The organism is Streptomyces sp. AC555_RSS877 (genome assembly GCF_019049245.1).
Taxonomy (GTDB): Bacteria; Actinomycetota; Actinomycetes; order Streptomycetales; family Streptomycetaceae; genus Streptomyces.
Genome location: NZ_JAGMUK010000228.1, coordinates 24348 through 50101 on the forward strand (window position 1 = coordinate 24348; position 25754 = coordinate 50101).

22 protein-coding genes and 3 pseudogenes are annotated in these 25754 nt (G+C 71.0%); 13 read left to right on the forward strand and 12 right to left on the reverse strand.

Translation table 11 applies throughout. The features are described from left to right. Positions 1-63: 63 nt before the first annotated feature. On the forward strand, positions 64-1365 hold the full coding sequence (locus KUM49_RS46620) for an MFS transporter (protein WP_217243079.1): 1302 nt from the start codon (positions 64-66) through the stop codon (positions 1363-1365). On the opposite strand, the gene KUM49_RS46625 is transcribed toward KUM49_RS46620, so the two are convergent. Beyond that, a complete protein-coding gene (locus tag KUM49_RS46625) occupies positions 1362-1958 on the reverse strand; it encodes a flavin reductase family protein (protein ID WP_217243080.1) in 597 nt (198 codons plus the stop codon). The two genes, KUM49_RS46620 and KUM49_RS46625, sit on opposite strands and share 4 nt — an antisense overlap. A 64-nt stretch (positions 1959-2022) precedes the next feature. After that, entirely contained in the window at positions 2023-2868 is an 846-nt protein-coding gene (locus tag KUM49_RS46630; protein WP_217243081.1) for an enoyl-CoA hydratase/isomerase family protein, read from the reverse strand. Positions 2869-3026: 158 nt separating this feature from the next. Here KUM49_RS46630 and KUM49_RS46635 point away from each other — a divergent pair, with 158 nt between their 5' ends. Then, positions 3027-4235 carry an RNA-guided endonuclease TnpB family protein gene (locus tag KUM49_RS46635; RefSeq protein WP_217243082.1) on the forward strand — a complete coding sequence of 403 codons (1209 nt, stop codon included), beginning with the start codon at positions 3027-3029 and terminating at the stop codon, positions 4233-4235. Positions 4236-4253: 18 nt separating this feature from the next. Here the strand turns inward: KUM49_RS46635 and KUM49_RS46640 are convergent, their stop codons facing one another. The 3 genes and pseudogenes from KUM49_RS46640 to KUM49_RS46650 all read right to left on the reverse strand — a co-directional run. Beyond that, positions 4254-6479 carry an acetate--CoA ligase family protein gene (locus KUM49_RS46640; protein ID WP_217243083.1) on the reverse strand — a complete coding sequence of 742 codons (2226 nt, stop codon included), beginning with the start codon at positions 6477-6479 and terminating at the stop codon, positions 4254-4256. Between the two features lie 236 nt (positions 6480-6715). Then, on the reverse strand, positions 6716-7933 hold the full coding sequence (locus KUM49_RS46645) for an NAD(P)/FAD-dependent oxidoreductase (protein ID WP_217243084.1): 1218 nt from the start codon (positions 7931-7933) through the stop codon (positions 6716-6718). A gap of 329 nt (positions 7934-8262) precedes the next feature. Then, a pseudogene (locus tag KUM49_RS46650) lies at positions 8263-9342 on the reverse strand (subtype B tannase); the annotation flags it as partial. Between the two features lie 5 nt (positions 9343-9347). Here KUM49_RS46650 and KUM49_RS46655 point away from each other — a divergent pair. Continuing rightward, positions 9348-10174 (forward strand): annotated as a pseudogene (locus KUM49_RS46655) (transposase family protein). 237 nt (positions 10175-10411) lie between these two features. Here KUM49_RS46655 and KUM49_RS46660 read toward each other — a convergent pair. Next, a complete protein-coding gene (locus tag KUM49_RS46660; RefSeq protein WP_254402837.1) occupies positions 10412-10651 on the reverse strand; it encodes a hypothetical protein in 240 nt (79 codons plus the stop codon). A 167-nt stretch (positions 10652-10818) separates the two neighbouring features. Further along, on the reverse strand, positions 10819-11652 hold the full coding sequence (locus KUM49_RS46665; RefSeq protein ID WP_217243085.1) for a hypothetical protein: 834 nt from the start codon (positions 11650-11652) through the stop codon (positions 10819-10821). Between the two features lie 361 nt (positions 11653-12013). Here KUM49_RS46665 and KUM49_RS46670 point away from each other — a divergent pair, with 361 nt between their 5' ends. Then, positions 12014-12982 carry a helix-turn-helix domain-containing protein gene (locus tag KUM49_RS46670; RefSeq protein WP_217243086.1) on the forward strand — a complete coding sequence of 323 codons (969 nt, stop codon included), beginning with the start codon at positions 12014-12016 and terminating at the stop codon, positions 12980-12982. 387 nt (positions 12983-13369) lie between these two features. Here KUM49_RS46670 and KUM49_RS49600 read toward each other — a convergent pair. Further along, a pseudogene (locus KUM49_RS49600) lies at positions 13370-13804 on the reverse strand (hypothetical protein). A 304-nt stretch (positions 13805-14108) separates the two neighbouring features. Here KUM49_RS49600 and KUM49_RS46685 point away from each other — a divergent pair. The 4 genes from KUM49_RS46685 (at position 14109) to KUM49_RS46700 (ending at position 16682) form a co-directional block, all read left to right on the forward strand. Beyond that, positions 14109-14558: a DoxX family membrane protein gene (locus KUM49_RS46685; RefSeq protein ID WP_217243087.1), complete on the forward strand. Its 450-nt coding sequence runs from the start codon at positions 14109-14111 to the stop codon at positions 14556-14558. Further along, the gene (locus KUM49_RS46690; RefSeq protein WP_217243088.1) at positions 14555-14962 is read left to right on the forward strand and encodes a Zn-ribbon domain-containing OB-fold protein; all 408 of its coding nucleotides are present in this window, start codon (positions 14555-14557) and stop codon (positions 14960-14962) included. The genes KUM49_RS46685 and KUM49_RS46690 overlap by 4 nt, the downstream gene beginning before the upstream one ends. A gap of 198 nt (positions 14963-15160) precedes the next feature. Next, positions 15161-15766: a GNAT family N-acetyltransferase gene (locus KUM49_RS46695; RefSeq protein WP_217243089.1), complete on the forward strand. Its 606-nt coding sequence runs from the start codon at positions 15161-15163 to the stop codon at positions 15764-15766. Between the two features lie 4 nt (positions 15767-15770). Continuing rightward, positions 15771-16682 (forward strand): GNAT family N-acetyltransferase, encoded by a 912-nt coding sequence (locus KUM49_RS46700; RefSeq protein ID WP_217243090.1) that lies wholly within the window; start codon positions 15771-15773, stop codon positions 16680-16682. Between the two features lie 5 nt (positions 16683-16687). On the opposite strand, the gene KUM49_RS46705 is transcribed toward KUM49_RS46700, so the two are convergent. The 3 genes from KUM49_RS46705 to KUM49_RS46715 all read right to left on the reverse strand — a co-directional run bounded on the left by KUM49_RS46705 (position 16688) and on the right by KUM49_RS46715 (position 19125). Further along, positions 16688-17353 (reverse strand): pyridoxal 5'-phosphate synthase, encoded by a 666-nt coding sequence (locus tag KUM49_RS46705; RefSeq protein WP_217243091.1) that lies wholly within the window; start codon positions 17351-17353, stop codon positions 16688-16690. A 26-nt stretch (positions 17354-17379) separates the two neighbouring features. Further along, positions 17380-17805, reverse strand: coding sequence for a pyridoxamine 5'-phosphate oxidase family protein (locus KUM49_RS46710; protein ID WP_217243092.1), 426 nt, complete (start codon positions 17803-17805; stop codon positions 17380-17382). A gap of 141 nt (positions 17806-17946) precedes the next feature. Then, positions 17947-19125, reverse strand: a complete 1179-nt coding sequence (locus KUM49_RS46715; RefSeq protein WP_217243093.1) for an acetyl-CoA acetyltransferase — start codon at positions 19123-19125, stop codon at positions 17947-17949. Between the two features lie 135 nt (positions 19126-19260). On the opposite strand from KUM49_RS46715, the gene KUM49_RS46720 reads away from it, so the two are divergent. Both KUM49_RS46720 and KUM49_RS46725 read left to right on the forward strand, forming a co-directional pair. After that, entirely contained in the window at positions 19261-20499 is a 1239-nt protein-coding gene (locus tag KUM49_RS46720) for an acyl-CoA dehydrogenase family protein (RefSeq protein WP_217243094.1), read from the forward strand. Beyond that, positions 20496-20966 (forward strand): nitroreductase family deazaflavin-dependent oxidoreductase, encoded by a 471-nt coding sequence (locus KUM49_RS46725; RefSeq protein ID WP_217243095.1) that lies wholly within the window; start codon positions 20496-20498, stop codon positions 20964-20966. Before KUM49_RS46720 ends, KUM49_RS46725 begins: the two co-directional genes overlap by 4 nt. 93 nt (positions 20967-21059) lie before the next feature. Here KUM49_RS46725 and KUM49_RS46730 read toward each other — a convergent pair whose 3' ends face one another. Further along, a complete protein-coding gene (locus KUM49_RS46730; protein ID WP_217243151.1) occupies positions 21060-21695 on the reverse strand; it encodes a TetR family transcriptional regulator in 636 nt (211 codons plus the stop codon). Between the two features lie 134 nt (positions 21696-21829). Here KUM49_RS46730 and KUM49_RS46735 point away from each other — a divergent pair, with 134 nt between their 5' ends. From KUM49_RS46735 to KUM49_RS46745, 3 genes are all read left to right on the forward strand, one after another. After that, on the forward strand, positions 21830-22567 hold the full coding sequence (locus tag KUM49_RS46735) for a VOC family protein (RefSeq protein ID WP_217243096.1): 738 nt from the start codon (positions 21830-21832) through the stop codon (positions 22565-22567). Positions 22568-22758: 191 nt separating this feature from the next. Next, positions 22759-25122, forward strand: coding sequence for a PQQ-binding-like beta-propeller repeat protein (locus KUM49_RS46740; protein WP_217243097.1), 2364 nt, complete (start codon positions 22759-22761; stop codon positions 25120-25122). Positions 25123-25213: 91 nt separating this feature from the next. Beyond that, the gene (locus KUM49_RS46745) at positions 25214-25747 is read left to right on the forward strand and encodes a hypothetical protein (RefSeq protein WP_254402840.1); all 534 of its coding nucleotides are present in this window, start codon (positions 25214-25216) and stop codon (positions 25745-25747) included. Positions 25748-25754: the final 7 nt, after the last annotated feature.

Genomic DNA, 25754 nt, shown 5'->3' on the forward strand with positions numbered 1-25754 from the left:
TCTAGCGAATGCTGTCTTTCGGGCCACTCGATCAGGTGAGCCAGGGGCGGAAGGCTCTATGTCGTGACCCAGACAACCGAAGCCGCCGTAGACGCCTCCCGCGCCGGAAGGAAACGGTCCCGCATCCACAGAGCCTGGTTCGTCGCTGCCGTCACCTTCGTGACGATCATCGGCGCCGCCGCCTTCCGTTCCCTGCCCGGGCTGCTCATCGACCCGCTGCACCAGGAGTTCGGCTGGTCCCGCGGCACGATCGGGGCGGCGGTCTCCCTCAACCTCGCGCTGTACGGGCTCACCGCGCCCTTCGCGGCCGCGCTGATGGACCGCTTCGGCATCCGTCGGGTCGTTGCCGCGGCCCTGATGATGATCGCGATCGGGTCCGGTCTGACCGTGTGGATGACGGCGGCCTGGCAGCTGCTGCTGTGCTGGGGTCTGCTGGTCGGCCTGGGCTCCGGCTCGATGGCGCTGGCCTTCGCCGCCACGGTCACCAACCGCTGGTTCACCGAGCGGCGCGGCCTGGTCACCGGCATCCTCACCGCCGCCTCGGCCTCCGGCCAGCTGATCTTCCTGCCGGTGCTGTCCCTGATGGTCGAGTACCACGACTGGCGCCCGGCGGTCGTCACGGTCGCCCTCTCCGCCCTCGCGGTGGTCCCGTTCGTATGGCTGCTGCTGCGCGACCACCCGGCGGACGTCGGGCTGAACCCGTACGGCGCGCAGGAGTTCGTGCCGAAGCCGGCCCCCGTGCCGGGAGCCGCGCGCCGGGCCGTGGCCGTCCTCTTCAAGGCCGCCCGCACCGGCCCCTTCTGGCTACTGGCCGGCACCTTCGCGATCTGCGGCGCCTCGACGAACGGCCTGGTCCAGACCCACTTCGTGCCCGCTGCCCACGACCACGGCATGCCGGCCCCGGCAGCGGCCTCGCTGCTCGCGGTCATCGGCGTGTTCGACGTCGTCGGCACGATCGCCTCCGGCTGGTTCACCGACCGCTTCGACCCGCGCCGGCTGCTGGCGGTGTACTACGCGCTGAGAGGCATCTCGCTGCTCTTCCTCCCGATGCTGCTGGCCCCGTCGATCCACCCGCCGATGCTCTTCTTCATCGTCTTCTACGGCCTGGACTGGGTCGCCACCGTCCCGCCCACCGTGGCCCTGTGCCGCGAGCACTACGGCGACGACAGCGCGATCGTCTTCGGCTGGGTCCTCGCCGCCCACCAGGTCGGCGCCGCGATCGTGGCCGTCCTCGGGGGTGTGGCCCGTGACGTCTTCGGCACGTACGACACGGTCTGGTACGCGTCGGGCGCCCTGTGCGCGGCGGCGGCGCTGATGGCGCTGGTGATCCGGCGGCAGGGAGCGCCGGTAAGGGTGGCGGCCTAGCGGAAGCGCCCCCTGTGGAACAGGAGGGGTGCGGCCTGCTCGTCGCCCGTGCCCAGCGCGTCCACCCGCCCCACCACGATCAGGTGGTCCCCGCCCGTGTGCACCGCGTGGATCGTGCAGTCGATCCACGCGAGCGTGTCCGCGAGGCGGGGGGAGCCGGAGACGGGGGACGCGTCGTGTGCGACGCCGGCGAACTTGTCCGCGCCGCTCACCGCGAAGCCGCGGCAGAGCCCGGCCTGGTGGGCGCCCAGGACGTTGACGCAGAAGACGCCGGCGCGGGCGATGCGCGGCCACGTCGTGGACGTACGGCCGACCATGAAGGCGACGAGGGGCGGGTCGAGGGAGAGGGAGGAGAAGGACTGGCAGGCGAAGCCGGCGGGTGCGGACTCGCCGTCGGCGGCGGGTGCGGTGACAACGGTCACTCCGGTCGCGAAGTTCCCCAGCACACGCCGGAACTCGGCGGGGTCGAGGGGCGGTCGTTCGTCCTCGCCGACGCAGCGCAACTCCGGGCGCGGCAACGGCTCCACGGGTTCCGGGCGGGGCCTGGCCCTGAGGTAGCGGACGGCTGCGGCGGCCATTCCTGCGTGTCCCATCACATCCACCATTGAAGCTGACGGTACGTCAGATAGGAAGGGGCGGGCGGGGGCGTGGAGGCGCTCATCGCCCGCGGTACTCGGGCTTCCTGCGCTCCACGAAACTCGCCACGCCCTCCCGCGCGTCCGCCGTCGTCATGTTGATCTCCTGCGCGGCGGCCTCCGCGGCGAAGGCGGTCGTGCGGTCGGTGTCCAGGGAGGCGTTGACCAGCTGCTTGGTGAGAGCGAGGGCGCGGGTGGGACCGGCGGCCAGGCGCTGGGACCACTCTCGGGCCGTCTTGTCCAACTCCCCGTCCGCCACGACCCGGTTGACCAGACCGAGCCGTTCCGCGTCCGGCGCGGTCAGCGCGTCGCCGAAGAACATCAGCTCCTTCGCGCGCTGCGGGCCGATCAGGCGGGGGAGGAGGTAGGCGCCGCCGCCGTCCGGGACCAGCCCGCGTCGTACGAACACCTCGATGAACCTGGCGGACTCCGCGGCGAGTACGAGGTCGCAGGCGAACGCGAGATGGGCGCCGAGGCCGGCCGCCGTGCCGTTGACGGCGGCGACGACCGGCTTCTCGCAGTCGAGGACGGCGGCGACCAGACGCTGGGCGCCGAGGCGGATCGTGCGGGCCACGTCACCGGCGACGCGGTCGTCCGCCGGTGGTCCGCCGCGCAGATCCGCGCCCGCGCAGAAGCCACGGCCCGTTCCGGTGATGACGACGGCCCGTACGGCAGGGTCGGCGGAGGCCTCCGACAGCAGCCGGATGACGCGTTCGCGCAGGTCAGGGGTGAGGGCGTTGAGGGTTTCGGGGCGGTTGAGCGTGATGCGGCAGACCTGATTGTCAGTGGCGTGCTGTACCAATGACTCAGCGGATTTTTCCGTCTCCGAGGCATTCGCGTATGTACGGGGGTAATCAGGCGTGTTCATCGTGACTCCTTCGTGGATACCCCGGCCTTCAGGCCGGGGAGGAAACGAAGCTCCTGCGGAGCAGGGCAGGGAAAGGTGAATCGCCTCCAGGGCGATTCGGCGTCTGCGGCCACCGGCCGACAGCAGCTGCTTACACGGAATCTGATAGAATGTGAGGTATGACGCAGCAGGTCAAGCGGGCGTTCAAGTACCGCTTTTACCCCACGGATGGGCAGGCAGCTGAGCTGTCGCGAACGTTCGGCTGTGTCCGCCTCGTGTACAACAAGGCGCTGGAGGAGCGCACACGGGCCTGGTACGGCGAGCAGCGCCGCGTCTCCTACGTGCAGTCGTCTGCCGCGCTCACGGAGTGGAAGAAGACCGGAGAGCTGGCCTTCCTGGCGGAGGTGTCCTCTGTCCCGCTCCAACAGGCGCTGCGCCACCTTCAGACGGCGTTCGGGTACTTTTTCGCCAAGCGTGCGAAGTACCCGCGCTGCAAGTCGCGGAAGAAGTCCCGGGCGTCGGCCGAGTACACCCGCAGTGCCTTCAAGTGGCGCGACGGACAGCTCACGCTCGCGAAGATGGCGGAGCCACTGGACATCCGCTGGTCGCGTCCGCTGCCCGAGGGTGCGGAGCCGACCACGGTGACCGTGTCGCGCGACAGCGCGGGCCGTTGGTTCGTGTCCCTGCTGTGCGATGACACCATCAGCCCGGCCCCCGCAACCAACGCGGCTGTCGGCCTGGACGCCGGTATCACCTCCCTCGTAACCCTGTCCACCGGGGAAAAGGTGGCCAACCCCAAGCACGAACGCCGCGACCGTGCCCGCCTCGCCAAGGCGCAGCGGGAGTTGTCCCGCAAGGTGAAGGGATCGGCGAACCGGGAGAAGGCCCGGCGCAAGGTCGCCAAGGTCCACGCACGGATCGCCGACCGGCGCCGCGACTTCCTCCACAAGCTGTCGACTCGACTCGTCCGTGAGAACCAAACGGTCGTGATCGAGGACCTCACCGTCCGCAACCTGCTGAAGAACGGGCGCCTCGCGCGCGCCATCTCGGACGCGGCATGGACGGACCTCCGCATGATGCTGGAGTACAAGTGCGCCTGGTACGGGCGCGAACTCGTGGTGATCGACCGCTGGTTCCCCAGCTCGAAGCTGTGTGGAACCTGCGGCACGGTCGCGGCGAAGATGCCGCTGAACGTCCGCGAGTGGACGTGCGAATGCGGCATCGTGCATGACCGCGACGTGAACGCGGCACGCAACATCCTGGCCGCCGGGCTGGCGGCGTCTGCCTGTGGAGACGGTATAAGACCTCAACGGGAGTCTTCCCGGACGGGGCGGTCGTGGGTGAAGCAGGAAACCCGGCGGGCGACCGCTGGAATCCCCCGCCTTTAGGCGGGGGAGGAAGTCAACTCAGCTGCACACCACCAGCGCGTCCAGCGCCACCGCGCCCTGACCCTGCGGCAGCACCATCAGCGGGTTGATGTCGAGCTCCGCGAGATGGTCCCCGAGTTCCAGGGCCATGCGCTGTACACGCAGGACGACTTCGACGAGCGCGTCGAGGTCCGCCGGGGGGCGCCCCCGGACCCCGTCGAGGAGGGCCCGCCCCCGCAGTTCGTCGCACATGTCCCGCGCCTGCCGCTCGCCGAAGGGCGGCACGCGTACGGCCACGTCCCGCAGTACCTCGACGAGCACGCCGCCGAGCCCGACCGTCACCGTCGGCCCGAAGAGCTGGTCGTGCGTGACGCCGACGACCATCTCGACGCCCCGCTCGACCATCTGGCAGACGAGGACGCCGTCCAGGGAGACGTCCTCGTAGCGGGCGATGTCGGTCAGCTCCCGGTAGGCGTCCCGGACCTGGCTGGCCGATGTCAGGCCGATCTTCACCAGGCCGAGCTCGGTCTTGTGGGCGATCCGCGCGCCGGACGCCTTCATCACCACGGGGTAGCCCACCAGCCCGGCCGCGCGGACGGCCGCCGCCGCGCTGGTCACCAACTGCTCGCGCGGTACGCGGATTCCGTACGCCCGCAGCAACTGCTTCGCCGCGTGCTCGCTCAGCTGCTGGCCGGGGCGCATCAGCTCGCGCGCCTTGCGGAAGGACGGCGAGGGGGTGCGTGGCGCCGAGTCGAAGGGGGAGCGGTAGCCGGTCACGAAGCGGTGGTGGTCGAGGTGGGCGCGGACGGCGGTGAGACAGTTCGCGACCGTGCGGAAGGTGGCCACCCGGGACGAGCCGAGCAGCACCTCGCGGTACGCCGGCTCGGTGCCGACGGGCGACCCCCACACCACGCACACCAGCTTGTCCGTCGACTCGGCCGCGTCCACCAGGTCCTGGACGAGCCTGTCGCTCAGTGGCGGGAAGGGCCCGGTGATCGGGCAGATCAGGACGCCGACCTCCGGGTCGTCGAGGATCGCGTCGATGATCTTCCGGCCCCGCTCGTCACCGACCGGGTGCCCGCCGTTGTCGACGGGGTTGGACACGTTCAGGTACTCGGGTATCCACTGGTGCAGTTCGGCCTGCCTGGCGCCCGACAGCTCCGGCAGCCGCAGCCCCGCCTCGGTCGCCAGGTCGGCGACGTGCGCGCCCGTGCCGCCCGAGATCGAATACACGACGACACCGTCGGCGCGGGGCGGCCGGGCGCGGGCCAGCAGGGCCGCGGTGTCCTGTAGTTCGTCGAGGCCGTCGACCCGGATCACCCCGTACTGCCGCATCGCCGCGTCCACCACCGTGTCCGCGCCGGTCAGTTTGCCGGTGTGGGAGGCGGCCGTGCGGGCGCCGGTCTCGGTGCGGCCCACCTTGACCGCGACGACCGGCACCCCGCGCCGGGCGGCCCGGTCGGCGGCGAGCAGGAAGGAGCGGCCGTCCTTCAGCCCCTCGACGTAGCAGGCGATGGCGCCGACCTCGGGCTGCTCGGCGAAGTAGGAGAGGAAGTCGGAGGTCTCCAGGTCGGCCTCGTTGCCGGTGGGCGCCCAGTGGGAGAGGCGGATGCCGAGTTCCTGGAGGGCGAAGACGGGGCGGCCCTGGTGGCCGGACTGGGTGATCAGCGCGATCGCCGGACCGTCCAGGTCGTCCCGGAAGTGCTCGAAGGCGTTGAGGTTCGTGTTGGGCCCCAACAGCCGTATCCCGGACCGGCGCACGGCCGCAGCGAGGCGGGCCTGCGCGGCGGCACCCTCCTCCCCGGTCTCCGCGAACCCGGAGGCGAAGACGACCGCGAACCTCACCTTGGTCTCGGCGAGTTCCTCGATCACGGGAAGCGGGTCGGCGACCAGCAGCACGGCGAGATCGACCTGTTCGGGCAGGTCGGCGACGGAAGGGGAGCAGGGGATGCCGAAGACGGACGGGCGGGTGGGGTGCACGGGATGCAGTCGTGCCCCGACGCGTTCGGACCAGGCGAGCAGTTGGCGGGTGACGCCGGTGTTCGGGCGGCCCTCCGTGTCCGAGGCGCCGACGACCGCGACGGACCCGGGGTGGAAGAAACGGTCCAGATCGGGGACCGTGGAGTACAGCGGCCGTCCGCTGACGTCGAGATCGTCGACCTCGGCGGGCCGGCCGTGGACGGCGGGGCCGGGTTGCTCGCCGCAGGCGATGACCCGGGCTCCGCGGGAGTCGGTGGTGAGGGTGCCGTGGGTTGATCCAAGCATCGGTCCGCCCGCTCCTGTGTGACAGCGAAATAACTGACGCAGTGTCAGATTACTGAACTGACGCTCCGTCAGGAATGGCTGTGCACGCAAAGTTGGCGGATCTGGACGCAACCCCCCTCGCCTTGGAGGTTCTCGCCGGTACACGGCGGCGGGGCGAAGGTGACGTTTTCTGCATCACCCGGGAGACGTCTACTACGTCTCCCGGGAGGCCTCGTCCACGTTCCGGTAGGCGGCTTCTACGTCACCGGGAGACGGGACGCCTGCCGCGTTCCGTCCTTGGCGACGGCCTTCGCGATCTTCTCCGCGTCGATGGCCAGCTCGCGGAGCATGCCGCTGATGGGGTTGGTGAAGCCGGTGAAGTAGAGGCCGGGCGCGTTGGCGGGGGTGCGGGCGCCGTGCACGACGGGCCTGCCGCGGGCGTCGAGCACGTCGAGGTGGCCGACCAGCCCTTCCAGGGCCCGGGCGTAACCGGTGGCCGCGATCACGGCGTCCGGCTCGACGCGGGTGCCGTCGGCGAGGACGGCCTTGCCGTCGTCGAAGGCCTCGACGGCGGCCACGACCTCGACCTTGCCCTTGCGGACGGCGTCGATCAGGCCGACGTCCTGGACGGGGATCGAGCCCTCGTGGACGCGGGAGTACAGGCCGGTGTCGGGACGGGGCAGGCCGTGCGCGGACAGGTCGGGCACGCTGAGCCTGCCCACCGGTCCCGCGAGCCGGTCGACGAGGGACACCGGCAGGTGCCGGACGAGCACGCCCGTGTACTGCGAGGCCCAGCCGGCCGTCGAGCGGCGCAGGATGTGCGGGACGGTGCGCACGGACAGCCGGACTCGCGAGGCGCCGCCCTCCACCAGGTCGACGGCGATCTCGGCGCCGGTGTTGCCGACCCCGACGACGAGGACGTCACGGCCGGCGTAGGGCTCGGGGTTGCGGTAGTCGCCGGCGTGCAGGAGCTCGCCGGTGTACGTGTCGCGGCCCGGCCAGTCCGGGATGCGCGGGGTGTGGTTGTAGCCGGTGGCGACGACCACCGCGGCGCCGGTCAGCTCCCGGCCGCCGGTGGCGTGCAGCAGCCAGCCGGTGCCGTCGGGGGAGCGCTCGACACGGGAGACCTCGACGCCGGTGACGATCTCCAGCTCGTGGTACTCGGCGTACTTCTCCAGGTACCGCACCACGTCGTCCCGGGAGACCCAGCGTCCGAACCGGCGCGGCATCGCCAGCCCGGGCAGGTCCGACAGCCGGCGGGTGGTGTGCAGGTGCAGCCGGTCGTAGTGGCGCCGCCAGGACGCCCCGACCTGGTCGGACTTCTCCAGCACGACCGCGCGCAGTCCCTTGGCGCGCAGTGCGTACGCGGCGGCGAGTCCGCCCGGGCCGCCGCCGATGACGTACACGGGACGGTCTGCCTGGTTCGGCTCCGCGGGACTCGCGGAGCCGGGGGAGGACGCTGTGGGGTCGGCCATGTGCGCGAGCGTAATCACATGCCGGGTTGATGGGTCTCGGTCAAGACCGGAATCGGTTGCGGATTGATCACGGCTGTAGGGGGAGTGGGTGGGACCCGTGGCGTGGAGCGCGTGGTTGTGCAGGACTCGGGACAGGTCGCGACGCCGAGCCCGGAGGGTGTGGCGGGCTCGGCGTCGCGGGCGGCGGCCGGAGTCATGACGGGAAACCTGTGGCCGCGTTCGGGGGGCTTCTTCGGGGCCACTACGAGGACCTCTTCGCGGCTCCCAAGGGCTACTTCGAGGACTTCTTCGGGGCTCCCGCGGGGCTACTTCGAGGACTCCTGCGGGGACTACTTCTTCCTGTAGCCCGTCACCTTGGCGATCCACGTGACGAAGTCGCCCGGGTCGGTGTTCGAGCCGTGGCCCTCGTCCCAGTAGTAGAGGTGGACGACGTCGTCGCCGAGACCGGCCGCGGCGGCGGCGATGTTGGCGGAGACGGTCAGCGAGGTGTCGCTGTCCTTCGTGCCGAGGCGGATCCACCAGTGCCTGGAGCGGCTGGGGTTCTTCTTCGCGAGGTGGTACATCGGGTTCATCAGGTTCAGCGTCTCGGGGAGGTCACTGTCGAGACGCTTGGCGGTGAGCCCGGTGGTGTCGTTCTTCAGGCCGTACGCCGTGAAGTGCCGGGTCTGGGTGGTGCCCTTGCCGAACAGGTTGTTCTCGCCGGTCGACAGGTCGAAGGCGTCGAAGGCCGGGACGGTCTTCCTGTGGCCGCCCACGTGGGTGAGGAAGTCGGTCCAGGTGAAGGACGCCTTGCCGCCGGATTAGGTGATGAAGGTGTGGGCGGCGAGGTAGGCCGCGCGGTCGGAGTCCGACAGGGCGGCGAGGTACCTGGTGGCCGACGGCTCCAGGTACTGCTTGACCAGGTACTCGTCGTAGTTGCGGGCCGTGAGGGTGGCGAAGCCGTTCAGGCCGCGCAGCTTCAGGGCGGCCTGGTACTCGGCGAACTGGGACCGGAGCTCCTTGGAGACCGTCTGGTCGACCTGCTTGCCCGTGCTGAGGGCGTTGGTGCCCCAGTTCCACTCGTAGGCGCCGCCGGCGTGTTCCAGGTCGGTGATCGGGCACCAGGCGCCGGTCGCGAAGATCCCGTCGGAGGCGTCGGCCGCACCGAGCTCCTTGAGGTACCTGTCGTAGATCCGGCTGTCGCCGGAGGCGCCGAGCAGGGATGAGAGGGCGCCGCCGGCGCTGGTGCCGGCGGAGACGATCCGGTCGGTGTTGCCGGGGATGCGGCCCTTGTTGAAACGGACGTACCGGACGGCGGCCTTGAGGTCGACGATGGCGGCCGGGGCGGTGCCGTAGTACTCGCCGTCGGCGTTCTTCAGGGTGCGGCCGCGGGCGCCGGGCTCGACGACGACGTATCCGGCGGCCAGCGTTTGGTGTGAAGAAAAACAACGGTCTCGCCGAGGGCCATGACGGCCTTGTCCACACCACCCGCCTGCCGCTGTCGAGCGCGCCCTTGAACTATCTCGCCGCCCTGATACGCGGCCACCTGAAGAAGATCGGCTCCCGGTGGCGGGCGCTGCCCGCCGGAAAGATCGCCGGCATCGTGCTGGCGGTGCTGCGCTGCGACCAGCGGCCCGACGATCTGGCCGGCGGGAACGGGGTGCACCGCACCACCGTGAGCCGGTGGGTGCGCGAGGTCGTCGGCCTGCTGGCCGGCCGCGCCCCGCGCCTGGACCCCGCGTTGAAGAAGATCGCCCGAAGGGGCGGCGGCGTGGTCCTGCTGGACGGCTCCCTGATACGCACCGGGACGGACAACCGGCGGAACTACTCGGGCAAGCACAAATGCCACGGCCTGCTCGTGATCGCGCTCACCGACGACCGCGGCCGACTGGTGTGGATCTCCGCGGTGCGGCCCGGACGCACATCCGAGATCACCGTCTGCCGCCACGACAAGCTCACCGCCCACCTGCGGGCCGCCGGGCTCGGCGCCATCGTCGACCTGGGGTTCGTCGGCCTCGACGACGGTCCTCCTGACGCCGACCCGGCGGTGATCTGCGGCTACAAGGCGGCCGGAACCGGCCCCTGACCCGCGGCCAGAAGCTGTCCAACAAGGCACTGCCCGCGGTGCGGGCCCCGGTCGAGCACGGCTTCGCCCATCTGAAGAACTGGCGCGTCCTCACCAAGGTCCGCACCGACCCGAAGTGGGCGACCGCGCTGGTGCGAGCCCTGCTCGTGCTGACAAACCGGGAAGTCACCCGCTGACGGATGACCTTGTCGCTGGACTAACGCCCCGGACCTGCCCGAGCCACCCGACGCCTACGCACACCAGACCATCTGACGTGCAGCTTTCACGATGCACCGACCTCAATGGGAGGCGGCAGATGGTAAGGCGCTCGCCCACCTGCTAGTGGCCTCCGAAGGGCAGCCAGTGGATCAGTTTGTCGTGGGTCTGGCGGCAGCGGGCGGCGATGGCGGCGGCCGGTGAGTCGGCAGTGGATGTCATGCGGCATCACCGTCTTCGAACTCTGGCGGTTCGGCGAGATCCGCGGTTCTGAAGGCGGTGGACCAGACGCGGCCGAAGTAGTCCTGCGGGCGGCGGAGATCGAGCGCGAGGGCCTCATCCAGGAGACCGACGCCTTCCAGCGCCCGTTCCAAGCCGGTGATCGCCCGGGCAGTGGGCTCTAAGACCTCGTGGAGGTAGTCGGCAGTCGCGCTGTCCGGCGCGCGTTCCGCGAGCATGCGCCATGACCCCACCTCACGATGACGCCCTTGCCTCCGGCTCCGGGTTGGCACCACCTCTTCCCCCAGGGGACTTTCACACCCCAAGCAATCGCCCATGCTGGGCGCTCACCACGAAGGCCCGGTCCGCGGGGACCGGGCCGTCGTGGTGAGCGGTTGTGCCGGGGTCAGCCGGTGATCGCTGCCTTCAGGGTCGACGTCGTGCCGTTGGGCCGTTTGAAGGTGCCGGTGGCGTAGTACTCGTTCTCGTTGGTGCCGGCGGGGTTGGGTGTGGTCCGGGTCACCGTCGCGGAGTAGGCGCTTGTCCGCTTGGTGCACGACGGGTCGCAGAGGTTGAGGGTCTTGGACGTGCTGACGCCGGCGATGATGGATCCGACCTTGATCGACTGCGGGATTATGTAGCCGCCGCTGGCCGGCGTGTAGGTGAGGCGGCTGCGTTCCTGGGGGATGTCGCGGTAGTGGCGTACCTGGTACCGCACGCACACCTTGCCGGCCGCGTACGTGGCGCACTTCTCGGCCGCCGTCTGCCACCTGCCCCAGGAGGCGTGGAGGTCCCAGACACTGCCGTCGCTGAACTCGCCCTGTACCTTGTACGGCCCGGAGTTGAGGGTCTGGACTGGGGACCAGGCGGAGGTCCACGCGGCGGTCTTCATGGTGCAGCCGCCCGTGCAGACCTGGGCGAGGGGCTCGCCGGTGTACCAGTGATAGGTGGTCGGCTTCATCCCGTAGCCGTTGACGGGGGAGAGGATCACCCTTCCCCGCCAGCCGGTGACCGAGCCGGTATCGGTGACGCGCTTCTGCACCTCGGCGCAGATCTGCCCCATCGGAGTGACGCCGTCGGCGTCGGTGTACGACTTGCAGACCTTGTCCATCGCCTGCCAGGTGGTCGCGGCCGAGGCGCTGGAGGCGCCGACGACGGTCCCGGCGCCGACGAGAGCGGCGGTAACGGCGAAGGCCGCCAGGTTCTTTCTGACCCTTCGTGTTGTTGCGGTGATGCGCACAGGTTCCCCGATTCATCTCTGTGGTTACTGAGGCGCCTGTGTGACGACAGTCGACTCGTGTGCCGATTGACAGGAGTTTCACTGCCACCTCAAGAGTGACGGCCTCGACCATGGACCTTAGGGTCATCGTGGGCTTCGGAACTTTGTCATCCGTGCAGGGAACTTTGTCAGTAGTGCACCGCCTCAAGTTGACGCTGAATCAGGTGAGGGTCCTGTGTGTGCCCCGTGAAGCCGTTGCGCAGCGAGATCGAATCCGGCCAAACTGATGTCTGAACCGTCCGTGTCGAGGGGGACTTGTGGGGGAACGGGCCGAGGTACTGTCAGGCCGGCTCTGTGACCGACACGGACGAGGATCTGCCTCATGAGCCCGGTCCTGGACACCGCGTTCATACCGCCGCGGGACCGGGAGGAAGTGATCCGGAACGCGGTGTGGGAATCCATGGTGGCGGTCGATATCGACCACCGTCCTGCGGCTGAGGACATCTCCGTTCGCATAGGGCTCGGCACCGTGGGGCCCATCAGGATCTGTTCGGCGCGGGCGACCCCGGCCACTCTCCGTCGGACGGAGCGGCTCGCCCGAAAGGACGAGGAGCCGGCCGTCACTCTCGGTGTTCAGATGACAGGCAGCAGCGTGGTGGTGCAGAACGGTCGCGAGTGCCTGCTGAGGCCGGGGGAATTCGCCGTCTACGAATCGATCGCTCCCTACACACATCTCTTCGACGAGGGAGTCGACTACCGCTTCATCCGTTTCCCCCGCGCGGCACTCGCGCTCCCCGACCGGTTGCTCCGGGACGTCACTGCGGTCCCGCTGGGATCCGACAACCCCGTTGCGCGCCTCGCCTTCACATACTTTGCCCAACTGGCCGTCAGCGACGACTTGCACCAGGGTGTGCACGCCGACGCCGTCGTGCAACCCAGCGTCGAACTCCTCCGTGCCGTCCTGACGTCCCAGCACGGCAACTCCAGCCTGACCAAGGGGCCGTTGGAGGCGACACTCAGCCTGCGGATCACTCGATACATCCGGGAGCACCTGGCTGATCCCGATCTGTCGGCGGCACGGATCGCCGCAGCACACAGCATCTCCGTGCGTCATCTCTACGCTGTGCTGTCCCGGTCGGGCATCAGCCTCGGAGACTGGATCCGTACACACCGCCTGGCCGAATGCAGGCGAGAGCTGGCCGGCCCGAACGGGCGGCTGCGGACCATCGAAGCGATAGGACGACGGTGGGGCTTCGCGGACGCCACCCACTTCAGCAAGGTGTTCAAACAGACGTACGGAATCTCGCCTCGGGCCTGGCGCGACCAGAACCACCCCCGCTCCTTGGCGTGATGATCGCCGCGCGGCCGCGTTTCGCGTGACCGACCTTGGACGCTCGGTCTCGGGCTGGGGTCAGGCGACCAGTGAGGTCGGTGCATCGTGAAAGCTGCACGTCAGATGGTCTGGTGCCGTGCATCGTAAGGCGCCGGAGCGGCCTCGTGGCGGAGCCACGTGGGCGTTTCGGCAACGCGGCGAGGTGCGGTGCCAGGCCGCGCGACCCGGACGGGCATAGTGAAAGGACCCCTTAGTCCAGCGACAAGGTCATCCGTCAGCGGGTGACTTCCCGGTTTGTCAGCACGAGCAGGGCTGCCGTCAGGGCCCTCGGCGAGACCGTTGTTTTTTCTTCACGCCAAACTCAACTGCCGCCGGGGGCCCGCCAGTTACGGCCGGCTCACGCGGTCACGGACGTGCGGTGAACCGCCCGTCGCCCCGCTTGTGCAGCCAGCCGCGGTCGGCGAGCTTGGTCATCTTCGCTCGCAGAGGTTCCAGCTTGCGGCGCACCGAGGCGTTCAGGCCCAGCCGCTCGCCGACCGCCCTGACCTGCACCGGGCCGTCGGCCTCCCGCACGATCGTCAGGATCTTGCGGTAGTCGCCGGGCAGCGCGCCCTCATCGGCCGCGTCGCTGCGGGATGAGCAGCACTGCCCGCCCGGCCACCTTCGCCGATACCGGAGCGACAGCCTCGGTGTTGGCCTGGACCTGCTTGGCTTCAACACCCGCTCCGCGATCGCCAGTTCGTCCCGCTCGACCTGGACCTCCTGAAGCTGCTTGGTCAACTCCTCGGCGAGGGCATCCAGTTCGCTCCGGCGAGCGGTGATCCACTGCCGCTCCTGCATCCCGGGCCCTCTCGCGATCTCGTGGCGTGCCGACCTGCCGGCGGGTCGTGGCGGGAGCAGGTCGCGGGCGCAGCCGAACCCGGCATCCCGCCGGAACCGGACCCGCCCGATGATCTACACCAAGGTCATCTGCCGCCGACCGGCGCGAGTACCCCACTCGTCATTCACACCAGACCCGCGACCTGCGACTTCACGATGCACACCGCTCAAAGGGGACGCACAGGCTTCTCGGGCGGTGTGGGGCCCGTTCCTCCCGGCCGACGCGGGGTTCCCGGAGGGGGTTAGCTGACGTACCGTCAGATCCATGGATTCGATCTGGCTCACCGGTGCGCAGTGGCTGGCCGTGCTGCGCATAGGGCTCGGGTTGTGGTGGCTGGAGAGCTGGCGGCACAAGGACAAGAGGGCCTGGTTCGAGGGCGCCGGGATCGTCTGGGCCGCGGACGTGGCGGCGAAGCACCGGTGGAACGCGGTACGCAGCGGCTTCGACGTCGTCGTCACGCCGTACCCGAAGGCCATGGCGTACGTCGTCGTCTACGCGGAGCTCGCCCTCGGCCTCGGGCTGATCCTCGGCTTCCTGACCCCGGTCGCCCTGGTCGGCGGACTGCTGCTGAATCTGCTCTACCTCGTGCTGATGATCCACGACTGGGCCGAGCAGGGGCAGAACTCGATGATGGCGCTGATCTCGGTGGTGGCGCTGTTCGGGATGTCCTGGCAGACGTGGTCGCTGGACAGCGCGCTGGGGCTGTTCCCGTGAGCGGGCGGTACGACGTCCCCGAGGCGGACGCCTTCACGCGGACGTACTGGGACGCGGCGGCACAGGGGCGGTTGCTGATCCGGCGCTGCGGGGCGTGCGGACGGCCCCACCACTACCCGCGCGAGTTCTGCCCGCACTGCTGGAGCGAGGACGTGGACTGGGAGCGGGCGAGCGGCCGGGCCGCGCTCTACACCTGGTCCGTCGTCCACCGCAACGACCTGCCGCCCTTCGCCGCGCGCACCCCGTACGTCGCCGCCGTCGTCGACCTCGCCGAGGGGCCGCGCATGATGACGGAGATCGTGCGGTGCCCGCCCGACCGGCTGCGGGCCGGGATGGAACTGGAGGTCGCCTTCCGGGAGGGGATGCCGGTGTTCCGGCCGGTCGGGTTCGGGGGGAGTGTGTGAGGTGTGAGGTCGGGAGCCTCTGCGGTTCCGGGCGCACAGGTGACCCCGAGCGGCTTCGGCGGGTTCGGGATGCCTGCGTGAGTCCGGTTCGCCGGGTGCACGTTGCGCGACCGAGGCCGGGCGGCTTCGGTGGGCCGTGGACGCACCGATGATCCCGAGCGGCTTCGGCGGGGCACGTCGAGGGGCTTCAATGGGCCGATGACCCAAGTCGACGACCAGCACGGCAGCCGCACCCGCCCCTTCCCCGACCTGCACGGCCCCGGTATACGCCTGCGCCCCTGGGACCCCCGGTCCGAAGCCGACGTCGCGGCCTGGCTGCGCGGCATCACGGAAGCGGAGTTCCGGCGCTGGAACACACCGCTCAGGCCGGTCACCGACCTCGAGGGCGCCCGTGAGTCACTGCGCTCCAGGGCCGTACAGGCGGTGGAGGGCGTCTCGGTGTCGTACTGCGTGGCGGACGCCGAGACCGGTACGGCTCTGGGGCACATCGGCGTCAACGCGATCGACCACGACCTGCGCCTCGCCCGCGTCGGCTACTGGGTCCTCCCCGAGGCCCGCGGCCGTCGCGTCGCCACCGGCGCCCTCGCCCTCACCGCCCGCTGGGCGCTCACCGACCTCGGCCTCCACCGCCTCGAACTCGGTCACGCCGTCGGCCACGACGCCTCTTGCAGGGTCGCCGAGCGGTGCGGGTTCCGCTACGAGGGCACGCTGCGGGACGCGATGTTCGAGGCGGGCCGCACGGACGCCTTCCGGGACGTACACCTGCACGCACGCCTGGCGACGGACCCCGAGCCGGAGTCGTAGCACGATGCGACCCGACGACCGGCCCGGCGCCGCGGGCACCTGGCACCGCACCGAAGACCTCGACCGCTTCCTCGCCCGCGCCGGAGCCTTCCTGCGCTCCCGGCCCGCCCTGCACACGGTCGCGCTGACGGTGACCGAGAAGCTTCGCACCCGCGGCCCGTTCGCCTGCGCCGACGGGCGGCCCGTGTTCGGCCTGCTGGAGCGGGACGGGGCCGTACGGGCCACCTACTTCCAGACTCCTCCTCGCCGGTTGCACCTCACCGCCCTCACCGCGGAGGACGCCGACTCCCTCGCTGTTCATCTGGCCGGACTCGGCCGAACGGTCCCCGGCGTCGGAGCGGAGCGTGAGACCGCCGCCGCCTTCGCCGCGGCCTGGCAGACCCGCACGGGGGCCCGCGCCGCGCTCCGGCAGCGGCAGCGGCTGTACAGCCTCGGCACGCTGACCGTGCCGGAGCCGGCCCCGGCGGGGCGGGCACGGGTCGCCGGGGAAAGCGACCGGGCCCTCCTCGTGCGCTGGAAGGACGAGTTCACCGAGGCGATCGGCGCGAGCGTCGCCTCGAACGCCGAAGCCTGGGCCGACGCCCGTATCGCCTCCGGCGGCATCACCTTCTGGGAGACCCCGGACGGCACCCCCGTCTCCATGGCCGGGGTCACTCCGCCGGTCGCCGGCCAGGTCCGGGTCGCTCCCGTCTACACCCCGGCGCACCTGCGAGGCCGTGGCTACGCGGGGGCCGTCACCGCCGCGATCAGCCGGGTTGCTCGGGACGCCGGCGCGGACGAGGTGCTGCTCTTCACGGACCTGGCCAACCCGACCAGCAACGCGCTGTACCGGCGGATCGGGTACCGGCCGGTGGCCGACTTCGCGGTGTACGCGTTCTCGGAGCGGAGGTTCTCGGAACGCGAATTCCCGGAGTAGGCCCGTCAGGGCCAGAGCAGTTCCCTTGCCCAGGTGTCCTCTTCACGCCGGTACACCAGCCGTACGTGCTGCCGTCGCACGTCGCCCTGGAAGAACTCCACCTCCTGCGGCCGGAGGCGGTACAGCGTCCAGGAGGGCACCGGGGCCTCCGGTTCGCCCTGCGCCCGTTCCCAGGCGGCCTGAGAGACCCGCGCCAACTCGTCCAGCGAGGTGAGGACTTCGCTCTGCCGTCCGGTGAGGGCAGCGGCCAGCGCGCCGGTGGAGCGGGCGTGCAGATCCGCCTGGCCCTGCCCGGACGGGGCAGCCGTGACCGGGCCGCGGATGCGCACCTGGCGGCCGTGGACCGGCCAGTAGAAGCCGAGCGCGGCGTACGGGCGAGCGGTCAGCTGCGCGCCCTTGCGGCTGGTGACGTGGGTCGCGAAGGACCAGCCGTCCGCGTCGGCGCCGTGCAGCATCACGGTCCGTACGTCCGGCCGGCCCTCCGCGTCCGACGTGGCGAGGGACATGGTGTGCGGCTCGGTCTGCCCGGCCGCCACCACGTCGGCGAACCACGTGGTGAACAGGGGGAGGGGGTCGGCGGGGGCGGTGGTCGGGTCGAAGGCCGGCAGTGTGGTGACCTCCGGGTCCCACACCCGCAGCGACCTCAGCAGTTCGTGAAGATCTGTTCCCATCCCCCGATTGTCGTGCCTGCCGTGCCTCAGACCGTACCGAGGTCCGACGACACCCAGCGCTCGGGCCGCATCCGGATCACGACCTGCTCGCCGTACTCCTTCCAGGCCACGTCGACGTACCCGTCCACCTTGTCGGCCGGGAGGTAGCGCGCGGAGATCTCCCGGAGCTGCTCGATGGTGGCGGGGGTCGTCTCGATGACCGGACCCTCGACCGACACGTACCGGATGGTGGGTTCCAGCCGGTCGACCATGAGCGTGAACCGGCCCGCCGCACGGATCAGCTCGTTCTTGCGGGAGTCGAGCGCCGTCATGATCCACACCGTGCCGTCGGGCTCGTACTGGTACCAGATGGGCACGGTCAGCGGAGCGCGTCCCGCTCCCGCGTCGACCGCGAGGGCGGCGATGTGCGGCTCGGCCAGGAACTTCTCACGTTCATCGCGGGTCAGGGCCATGCGATCTCCTCCGGCGGCTCGGGCGTCATCGTCCTGTGTCAGCCCAACGCCATTCGGCGTAGCCTCTGTTCCCGCCCGACGGGGCTTGCACCAACCGCCCGAAGGAACCGCACAGCAGGTCTTGCCGACGGGCCTACGGACCTACGGGCGAGTCCGCCCCAGCACCACCGTTCCCGAAGAGCAGAACCACCCGCCCGTCCCCGAGGCCACCGCCAGCTCCGGCAGCCGCCCGCCGTTCTTGCGCACCTGGCGGCCCTCCGCCTCGCCCCGTAGCTGACGTACTGCCTCCACCAGCAGGAACAGTCCTCGCATCCCGGGATGCTGGGCCGACAGTCCGCCCCCGTCCGTGTTCACCGGCAGGTCCCCGCCCTCGACCCTGAGCCGTCCCTTCTCGACGAACGGCCCGCCCTCGCCCTTCGCGCAGAAGCCGAGGTCTTCGAGTGTCACCAGGGTCATGTACGTGAACGCGTCGTAGATCTCCGCGAAGTCGATCTCCTCCGGCCGCACCCCGGCCCGCTGGAAGGCCAGCCGGCCGCTCACCGCCGCCGGGGAGGTGGTGAAGTCGGGCCACTCCGACATGGCCGCGTGCGAGACGTGCTCGCCGGTGCCGAGGATCCACACGGGTGCCGTACGGCAGTCCCGTACGTACTCCTCGGCGGCGAGCAGCACCGCCGCCCCGCCGTCGGAGCGCAGGCAGCAGTGGAGTTTGGTGAAGGGGTCCGCGATCAGCGGGCCGGACTGGACGTCGTCGACCGTCACCGGGTCGCGGAACATCGCCTCGGGGTTCAGGGCGGCGTTCGCGCGGGCCTGGACGGCGACCTGCGCCAACTGCTCGATCGTCGTGCCGTGTTCGAGCATGTGGCGGCGGGCCGCCATGGCGTACTTGGCGATGAGCGTGTGGCCGTACGGCACCTCGAACTGGAGGGGGCCGCGGGCGCCGAAGGAGAGGGTGCCGGTCCGGCGGCCTGCCCTGATGTCCGCGCGGGCGGTCGAGCCGTATGCCAGCAGTACGGCGTTGGCGTGGCCGGCGGCGATCGCGTCCGCCGCGTGCGCCGCCATGACCTCCCACGTCGAGCCGCCCACCGATGTCGAGTCGACCCAGGTGGGGCGCAGGCCCAGGTACTCGGCGACCTCCACGGGTGCGAGGGTGCCGGTGCCGGCCGAGGCGAAGCCGTCGACCACCTCCCTGCCGAGTCCCGCGTCGGCGAGGGCCCGGCGGGCCGCCTGGGCGTGCAGGGCGTACGGCGTCGCGTCGTCCACGCGGCCGCAGTCGGAGAGGGAGACGCCGACGATCGCCACGTTCCGGGATCCCGTCCTCATGAATCTGACGGTACATCAGTTCTGGTGGTGGGCGGCAGGTGTCGCGGGGCTGGGCATCCGGCCCTCCCCGCCCTAATATGACGACCCGTCAGATATCGATCCGGGTCTGGTGACGGACGGCTTCGAGGAGGGCCCATGGACGCCGGCTTCACCGCCGAGCAGGACGAGATCCGCCGTACCCTCCGCGAGCTCTTGCGGGCGCACTGCGGGCCCGCCGAACTGCGGGCCGCCCTCGACACCCCGGCCGGACACGACCCCGCCCTGTGGACCGCCCTCGCCGAACACCTCGGGCTGCCCGGCCTCGCGCTCCCCGAGACGTACGGCGGTGTCGGCTGCTCGGTGACCGAACTCGCCCTCGCCTGCGAGGAGACGGGCCGCTGCCTCGCCCCCTCGCCCCTGCTGGCCACCGCCATCCTCGCGGCCCCGCTGCTGCTCGCCCTCGGCACGGACGCCCAGCGGGCCGGGCTGCTCCCGCGGATCGCCTCCGGTGCGCTCACCGCCACCCTCGCCGTACCCGGCACCCACCTCGCCACCGCCCTCGCCCTCACCGGCGACAACGCCGGCGACTGGGCGGGCGGTGGCCGGGCCGGGGGCGTGCAGGCCAGGCGGGCGGGGGACGGCTGGCGCCTTTACGGGCAGGCCGACCAGGTGCTCGACGGGCACAGCGCGCGGCTGCTGCTGGTCGCCGCGCACGCGGGCGGGTTCGCGCGCTCGCGGACGCTGCTCTTCCTGGTGCGCGGGGACGCGGCAGGGCTCGTGCGGACCCGGCAGACATCCCTCGACGCGACCCGGCCGCAGGCCCGCCTCCAGCTCAGGGACACGGAGGCCGAGTTGCTGGGAGGCGAGGAGGCGGACGTACTCACCGCACTCGCGGCCCTCGGCGACAGCGCCGCCGCCGTCCTGGCGGGCGAGGCCGTCGGGGCCGCCGACCGGGCGCTGGGCCTGACCGTCGCGTACGTGCGGCAGCGGGAGCAGTTCGGGCGGCCGGTCGGGTCCTTCCAGGCGGTGAAGCACCGGCTCGCCGACGTGTACGTACAGGTGCAGGCGGCCCGCTCGGCGGCCTGCTACGCGGCGTGGGCGGCGGCGCACGAATCCGGAGGTGCGGCGCGAAGAGCCTCGTTGGAAGGGCGGTGGAGGGAGACGGGAGGGCGAGTGGGAGGGCTCGCCCTCGCGCAGGCCCTGGAGGCCCTGCGGTCCGCGTCCGCCGAGGGCATCCAGCTGCACGGCGGCATCGGTTTCACCTGGGAGCACGAGGCTCACTTGTATTTCAAGCGTGCCTGTGGCGACGAGCTGCTGTTCGGGCCGGCGCACCGGCTCCGGGCGCACGCCGCCGACACGGCACGGCTTCTCGAGAGCGCGGAGGTGGCGATGTGATCGGCGAGCGTGTGGTCCAGAAGGTGTCGTCGACGAGGGGCTTCGCCAAGGTCGCGCCCCACGTCATCCCCGCGCTCGACCGTGCCGTACACCGGCTGACCCGCGGGAAGTTCCTGCTCAGCGCCCAGCTGCTGCCGGGGGTGATCCTCACCTCGACCGGGGCGAGAAGCGGTCTGGCCCGGCGTACGCCGCTGGCCTGCATGCCGGAGGCGGGCGGCGAGAGCTGGATCCTGATCGGCTCCAACTTCGGACGGGCCGGCCACCCCGCCTGGACCGCCAACCTCCTCGCCCACCCGGACGCCACGGTCAGCTGGAAGGGGCGGGACATCCCGGTGACGGCCCGGCTGCTGGAGGGGGAGGAGCGGGCGGCCGCCTGGGCGGCGGTACTGGCCTTCTGGCCGCCGTACGCCACCTATCAGAAGCGGGTGGAGCGGGAGATCCGGCTCTTCAGGATCGTCCGGAGGTGAGTCCCGGCCTCCCTCACGCACGCAGGCGGTAGTCCACCCGAGTGAACTACCGCCTGCCAGACAGGACTTGGGGACTGTGTAAAAGGATGTGAGTTACTTCGTCGGCTTCTTGCCGGTCACGCCCAGGTGCACCAACAGCGCGAGGTTCGGCTTGAGTTCAGCCTGCTTCACGCCCCACGTCTGGAATCCCTTCTGGTGCGAGGCGACGGCCGCGAGCATCGCGACGATCGAACCCGCCACGGCCGCGGGATTCACGTCCTTGTCGACCCTGCCCTTGGCCTGCAGTTCGGCCACCGTGTCGGAGAGGGAGTTGTTCACGGAGTTGAGGATCTTCATACGGAGCTTGTAGAACCGTTTGTCGCCCTCGGCGGCCCCGAGGTCGACGACTCTGAGGATGGCGTCGTTGCGGCGCCAGAACTCCAGGAAGCCGTCGACGAGTTCCTGGGCGGTCTGCCAGCCGGCCTTGCCGACCCAGGAGCGGCCCGAGAGCAGCTCGGCCAACCCGGCTCCCTCGGCGGCCATTTGCTCGGCGATCTCCAGGACGGCGCCTTCGACGTCCGGGAAGTACTGGTAGAAGGTCGCGGGCGAAGTTCCCGCCTTCCGGGCGACATCGATGACTTTGACGTCCCGGTAAGGGGAGGAGCTGAGCATCTCGCTGAGGCAGTCGAGCAGCTTCTGCCGGGTCGCCTGCCCACGCCGACCGGCCACGCGGCCGTCGACGGTACGCACTTGTCCTGTCATGTCGTCAGCTTACCGAGGGGTGATGGGAGCGCGATTCGGCCGACTGCAAATGGGGTGCGCGGGCGGACGGAGGCGGGTGTGCCTGGTCTGCGGGGTGCGGGAGACGCCGTTACGTTGGCGACATGGCCGAAAACAGGGCATCCGGGTACGGAGAGGACGTCTACGGAGAGGGCGTCCCCTGCTGGGTGGACGCACAGCTTCCCGACGTCGAGGCGGGCAAGCGGTTCTACGGTGAGCTCTTCGGGTGGGCCTTCGAGGACGCGTACCAGGGGTCCACGTGGGCCCTGCGGGACGGCGAACCCGTCGCAGCGCTCGCCCGCAAGGCGGACGGGCGGCTGCCCACCGTCTGGACGGTGTACTTCGCCACCCCGGACGTCGAAGGGCTCGCCGACCGGGTCTGGGCGGCCGGCGGGCAGGTCGTCACCGCGCCCGTGCCGGTCGGCGACCTGGGTACGGCCGCGCTGGTCACCGACGCGGAGGGGGCCGTCTTCGGCCTCTGGGAGCCGGGCACGCACCGCGGCTTCGGCGCACGGCACGAGCCGGGCACCTTCGCCTGGGCCGAGCTGTACACCCGGGACACCGAGGCCGCCAACACCTTCTACGGCGGGCTCTTCCACGAGGCCCTGTTCGGCCCCGAGGCCCGGCCCGACTTCGGCCGCGCCCCCGTCCTGGACGTCTTCCCCGCCGAGATGCCGCCCCACTTCCTCGTCCACTTCGGCGTCGAGGACTGCCCGGCCGCCCTCGGGACGGTGAACCGGCTCGGCGGGCGGGTCCAGACGCCGCCCTTCGAGACTTCGTACGGGCGGGTGGCCGTCGTCACCGACAATCAGGGAGCGTCGTTCGCGCTGCTGGAACGGTAGGGCGCACTGCCGGCGCGAGGGATAATCCTGCTTTGATGTGAGACACCCCATTTGTTTCCGGGTTCGCAACCAGCGCCCGGGCCAGGAAGAATCGGGGTGCGTGCCGCCATGGCGGTGCGGTGGTGAGACGCTGCACGGGGTCGCGTCCATAAGTGGCATGGACGAGGCCCGTACGGGGAGGTGGCAGGCAAGTGGTGGATCAGCTGACGCAGCACGATCCGCGGCGCATCGGGCCGTTCGAGGTGCTGGGACGGCTGGGTGCCGGCGGCATGGGGCTGGTCTATCTGGCGCGCTCGGCGTCCGGGCGACGCGTGGCGATCAAGACGGTCCGGACGGAACTCGCCGAGGACCAGCTCTTCCGCGTCCGCTTCACCCGGGAGGTGGAAGCGGCCCGGGCGGTCTCCGGCTTCTACACGGCGGCCGTGGTCGACGCCGATCCGCGTGCGGCCGTGCCGTGGCTGGCCACCGCCTATGTCCCCGCGCCCTCGCTCGAGGAGATAGTGAACGAGTGCGGGCCGATGCCGGCCCAGGCGGTGCGCTGGCTGGCGGCGGGCGTCGCGGAGGCCCTGCAGTCGATCCACGGCGCCGGGCTGGTCCACCGTGACCTGAAGCCCTCGAACGTGCTGGTGGTCGAGGACGGCCCCCGGGTCATCGACTTCGGTATCGCGTCCGGCGTCTCGAACACGCGTTTGACGATGACGAACGTCGCCGTGGGCACCCCCGCCTACATGTCCCCCGAGCAGGCCAAGGACTCCCGCAGCGTCACCGGCGCGAGCGACGTCTTCTCGCTCGGCTCCATGCTGGTCTTCGCCGCCACCGGCCACCCGCCCTTCCACGGCGCCAACCCCGTCGAGACCGTCTTCATGCTGCTCCGCGAGGGCCCGGACCTCGAAGGCCTCCCGGACGAACTGCGCCCCCTCATCGAGTCCTGTATGCAGATGGAGGCCACGGCCCGTCCCAACCCGGCCGACCTCCAGTCCCAGCTGGCGCCCCACCTCTTCGGCTCCGGCTCCGACGACAGCGGTACGGCGTCGGCATGGCTGCCCGAGCGTGCGGTGGGCCTCATCGAGGCGCGGCGCGGCGGACGGCCTCCGGTGGCGCAGAGCGGCGGACGCAGCGGAGGCGGCCGGGTCGCTCCCATCCCGCCCCCGCCGTCCCGCGACCCCGTGGTCCCGGGGCCGGTCCCGGGCCCCGTGTCCGTGTCCACCGCCCCCGACACCGGCCCGGTCCGCCTCGCCGGCGCCCAGGTGCCCATCGGGCCCGGCCCGCGCGTCGCCGACGCCCGTGCCGCCGCCGTGAAGGCGCCCCCGCCGGAGGCCGGCCTGGTCGCCTCCTGGTCCAGGCCCAGCCCCGGCGTCAACGGCACAGGCCCTGCCGTGGGCCCTGCCGTACCGTCGGCGCCTCCCGTGCCCGCGGAGACCGCGGCCGGCTGGCGCCCCTGGCGCTTCCGTATGTCGAACGACGTCTGGGGCACCCCCTCCGTCGCCGGTGACCTCGTCTACGTCACCTCCTTCGAGGTTCACGCGCTGGACGTGGCCACCGGCCGCCGGCGCTTCAAGACGCGGGACGTGGCCTGGTCGATGGCGGTCGCGGACGGCCGGATCCACGCCTCCGACGGACCCACCCTGTTCGCCCTCGACGCCCGCGAGGGCGGCGACCTGTGGCGGCTGTCCACGGACGCCTGGGTGTACTCCATCAAGGCCGACCGCGGCACCGTGATCACCGGGACCCGCGGCGGCGGCGTCCAGGCCTGGGAGGCCTCCGGCGGCCAGAAGCTGTGGGAGCTCACCGGCTGCCAGACCGACTTCGAGTCCCCGGAGGCCGGACCCACCCTGCACGAGGGCACGGTCTACCTCTGGCACGACGCCCGGCTGCGCGCCCTGGACGCCCGCACGGGCGACGAGCGCTGGTCGTACCCCATCGGCGACGCGGCCTCCTGCGGCGGCGTACCGGTCCGGGTGGCCCAGGCGCACGACGGCAACGTCTACGTGTCCGCGGGCACCCGGGTTCTCGCGCTCGACATGATGAGCGGCCACGTCCGCTGGCACTTCGAGGCCCCGGCCGTATTCCTGTGCCCGCCCACCTTCGTACCGGGCCCCGCGGTCGCCGGCGGAGGCGTCTACCTGGCGGACTACCTCGGCACGGTCTACGCCCTGGACGCCACCGACGGCCGCGACCGCTGGCGCATCGCCACCGAGGCCCGGTCCTCCGTCGACTCGGTGCTGGTGGCAGGCGGGCACGTGCACGTGGGCAGCGGCAAGGGGCTCTACACCCTGGACGCGGTCACCGGCACGCCCAAGTGGCGTTTCCAGGCGGGCGGCGACATCGTGGGCGCCCCCGCGGTCGCCGAGGGCCGTATCCACTTCGGCTCGACCGACCACCTGCTTTACACCCTCAAGGCCGACGACGGGCGCCTTCGGTGGAAGCTCGCGACGGGCGGCGAGATCACCGGCTCCCCGGTCGTGAAGGACGGGGTCGTGTACGCGTGCAGCAAGGACCGGTGCGTGTACGCGCTGGACGCGGAGAAGGGGACGGGGACGGCCAGGACCACCTGACGCGGCGGGGGCCGGCCCGGCGGCTACGCCGGGTACGCGACCTCCACCAGTCGGTGACATGATCGTGACAGGTATTCCCTAGAGTGACGGCATGCAACTACGGGGACGCAGGGTCAAGTTCGCAGCGGTGGCGGCACTGGTGGTGCTGTCGCTCACCGGGTTCTCCACGGGACGCGGTCACCGCAGCAGCGGCAGCAGCAGTGGCGACGGCGGGGGCGGGGGCTGCAGCAGCTCCAGCCAGAACCACGACAGTTCGTCCTCGTCGTCCGGCGGCAGTACGTACCGCGACGACGATGACGACTACAACGACACCGGAAGCTCCTCCGGCAGTTCCTCCGGGGGCACGTCCAAGCCCCTGAGGGACGCCAAGGTCGAGCTGGTGACGTGCGCGACGGAGGATGAGGCGTACGCCACGGTCGAGGTCACCAACCCGAACTCCAGGGGCGCCGACTTCACCGTCACCGTCAGGTTCCTCGACGCCGGTTCCGAGCAGGTGGACGTGCGGAGCGTGGACGAGTTCGTCACCGCGAAAGGCGTGGTGAAGGTGCGGGTGCCCCTGGCCGCCCCGGGCATGGCGGCCCAGGTCGACCGCTGCGACCCGGACCTGTACGCCCCGGCCGGCTGACGGACGC

Bases quoted from the DNA above. Each gene is read 5' to 3' on its own strand.
- KUM49_RS46670 (WP_217243086.1), top strand. From the start codon at position 12,014: ATGAGCCCGGTCCTGGACACCGCGTTCATACCGCCGCGGGACCGGGAG.
- KUM49_RS46735 (WP_217243096.1), top strand. From the start codon at position 21,830: ATGGCCGAAAACAGGGCATCCGGGTACGGAGAGGACGTCTACGGAGAG.
- KUM49_RS46640 (WP_217243083.1), bottom strand. From the start codon at position 6,479: ATGCTTGGATCAACCCACGGCACCCTCACCACCGACTCCCGCGGAGCC.
- KUM49_RS46635 (WP_217243082.1), top strand. From the start codon at position 3,027: ATGACGCAGCAGGTCAAGCGGGCGTTCAAGTACCGCTTTTACCCCACG.
- KUM49_RS46625 (WP_217243080.1), bottom strand. From the start codon at position 1,958: ATGGGACACGCAGGAATGGCCGCCGCAGCCGTCCGCTACCTCAGGGCC.
- KUM49_RS46645 (WP_217243084.1), bottom strand. From the start codon at position 7,933: ATGGCCGACCCCACAGCGTCCTCCCCCGGCTCCGCGAGTCCCGCGGAG.
- KUM49_RS46715 (WP_217243093.1), bottom strand. From the start codon at position 19,125: ATGAGGACGGGATCCCGGAACGTGGCGATCGTCGGCGTCTCCCTCTCC.
- KUM49_RS46710 (WP_217243092.1), bottom strand. From the start codon at position 17,805: ATGGCCCTGACCCGCGATGAACGTGAGAAGTTCCTGGCCGAGCCGCAC.
- KUM49_RS46695 (WP_217243089.1), top strand. From the start codon at position 15,161: ATGACCCAAGTCGACGACCAGCACGGCAGCCGCACCCGCCCCTTCCCC.
- KUM49_RS46700 (WP_217243090.1), top strand. From the start codon at position 15,771: ATGCGACCCGACGACCGGCCCGGCGCCGCGGGCACCTGGCACCGCACC.
- KUM49_RS46685 (WP_217243087.1), top strand. From the start codon at position 14,109: ATGGATTCGATCTGGCTCACCGGTGCGCAGTGGCTGGCCGTGCTGCGC.
- KUM49_RS46720 (WP_217243094.1), top strand. From the start codon at position 19,261: ATGGACGCCGGCTTCACCGCCGAGCAGGACGAGATCCGCCGTACCCTC.
- KUM49_RS46705 (WP_217243091.1), bottom strand. From the start codon at position 17,353: ATGGGAACAGATCTTCACGAACTGCTGAGGTCGCTGCGGGTGTGGGAC.
- KUM49_RS46660 (WP_254402837.1), bottom strand. From the start codon at position 10,651: ATGCTCGCGGAACGCGCGCCGGACAGCGCGACTGCCGACTACCTCCAC.
- KUM49_RS46745 (WP_254402840.1), top strand. From the start codon at position 25,214: ATGCAACTACGGGGACGCAGGGTCAAGTTCGCAGCGGTGGCGGCACTG.
- KUM49_RS46630 (WP_217243081.1), bottom strand. From the start codon at position 2,868: ATGAACACGCCTGATTACCCCCGTACATACGCGAATGCCTCGGAGACG.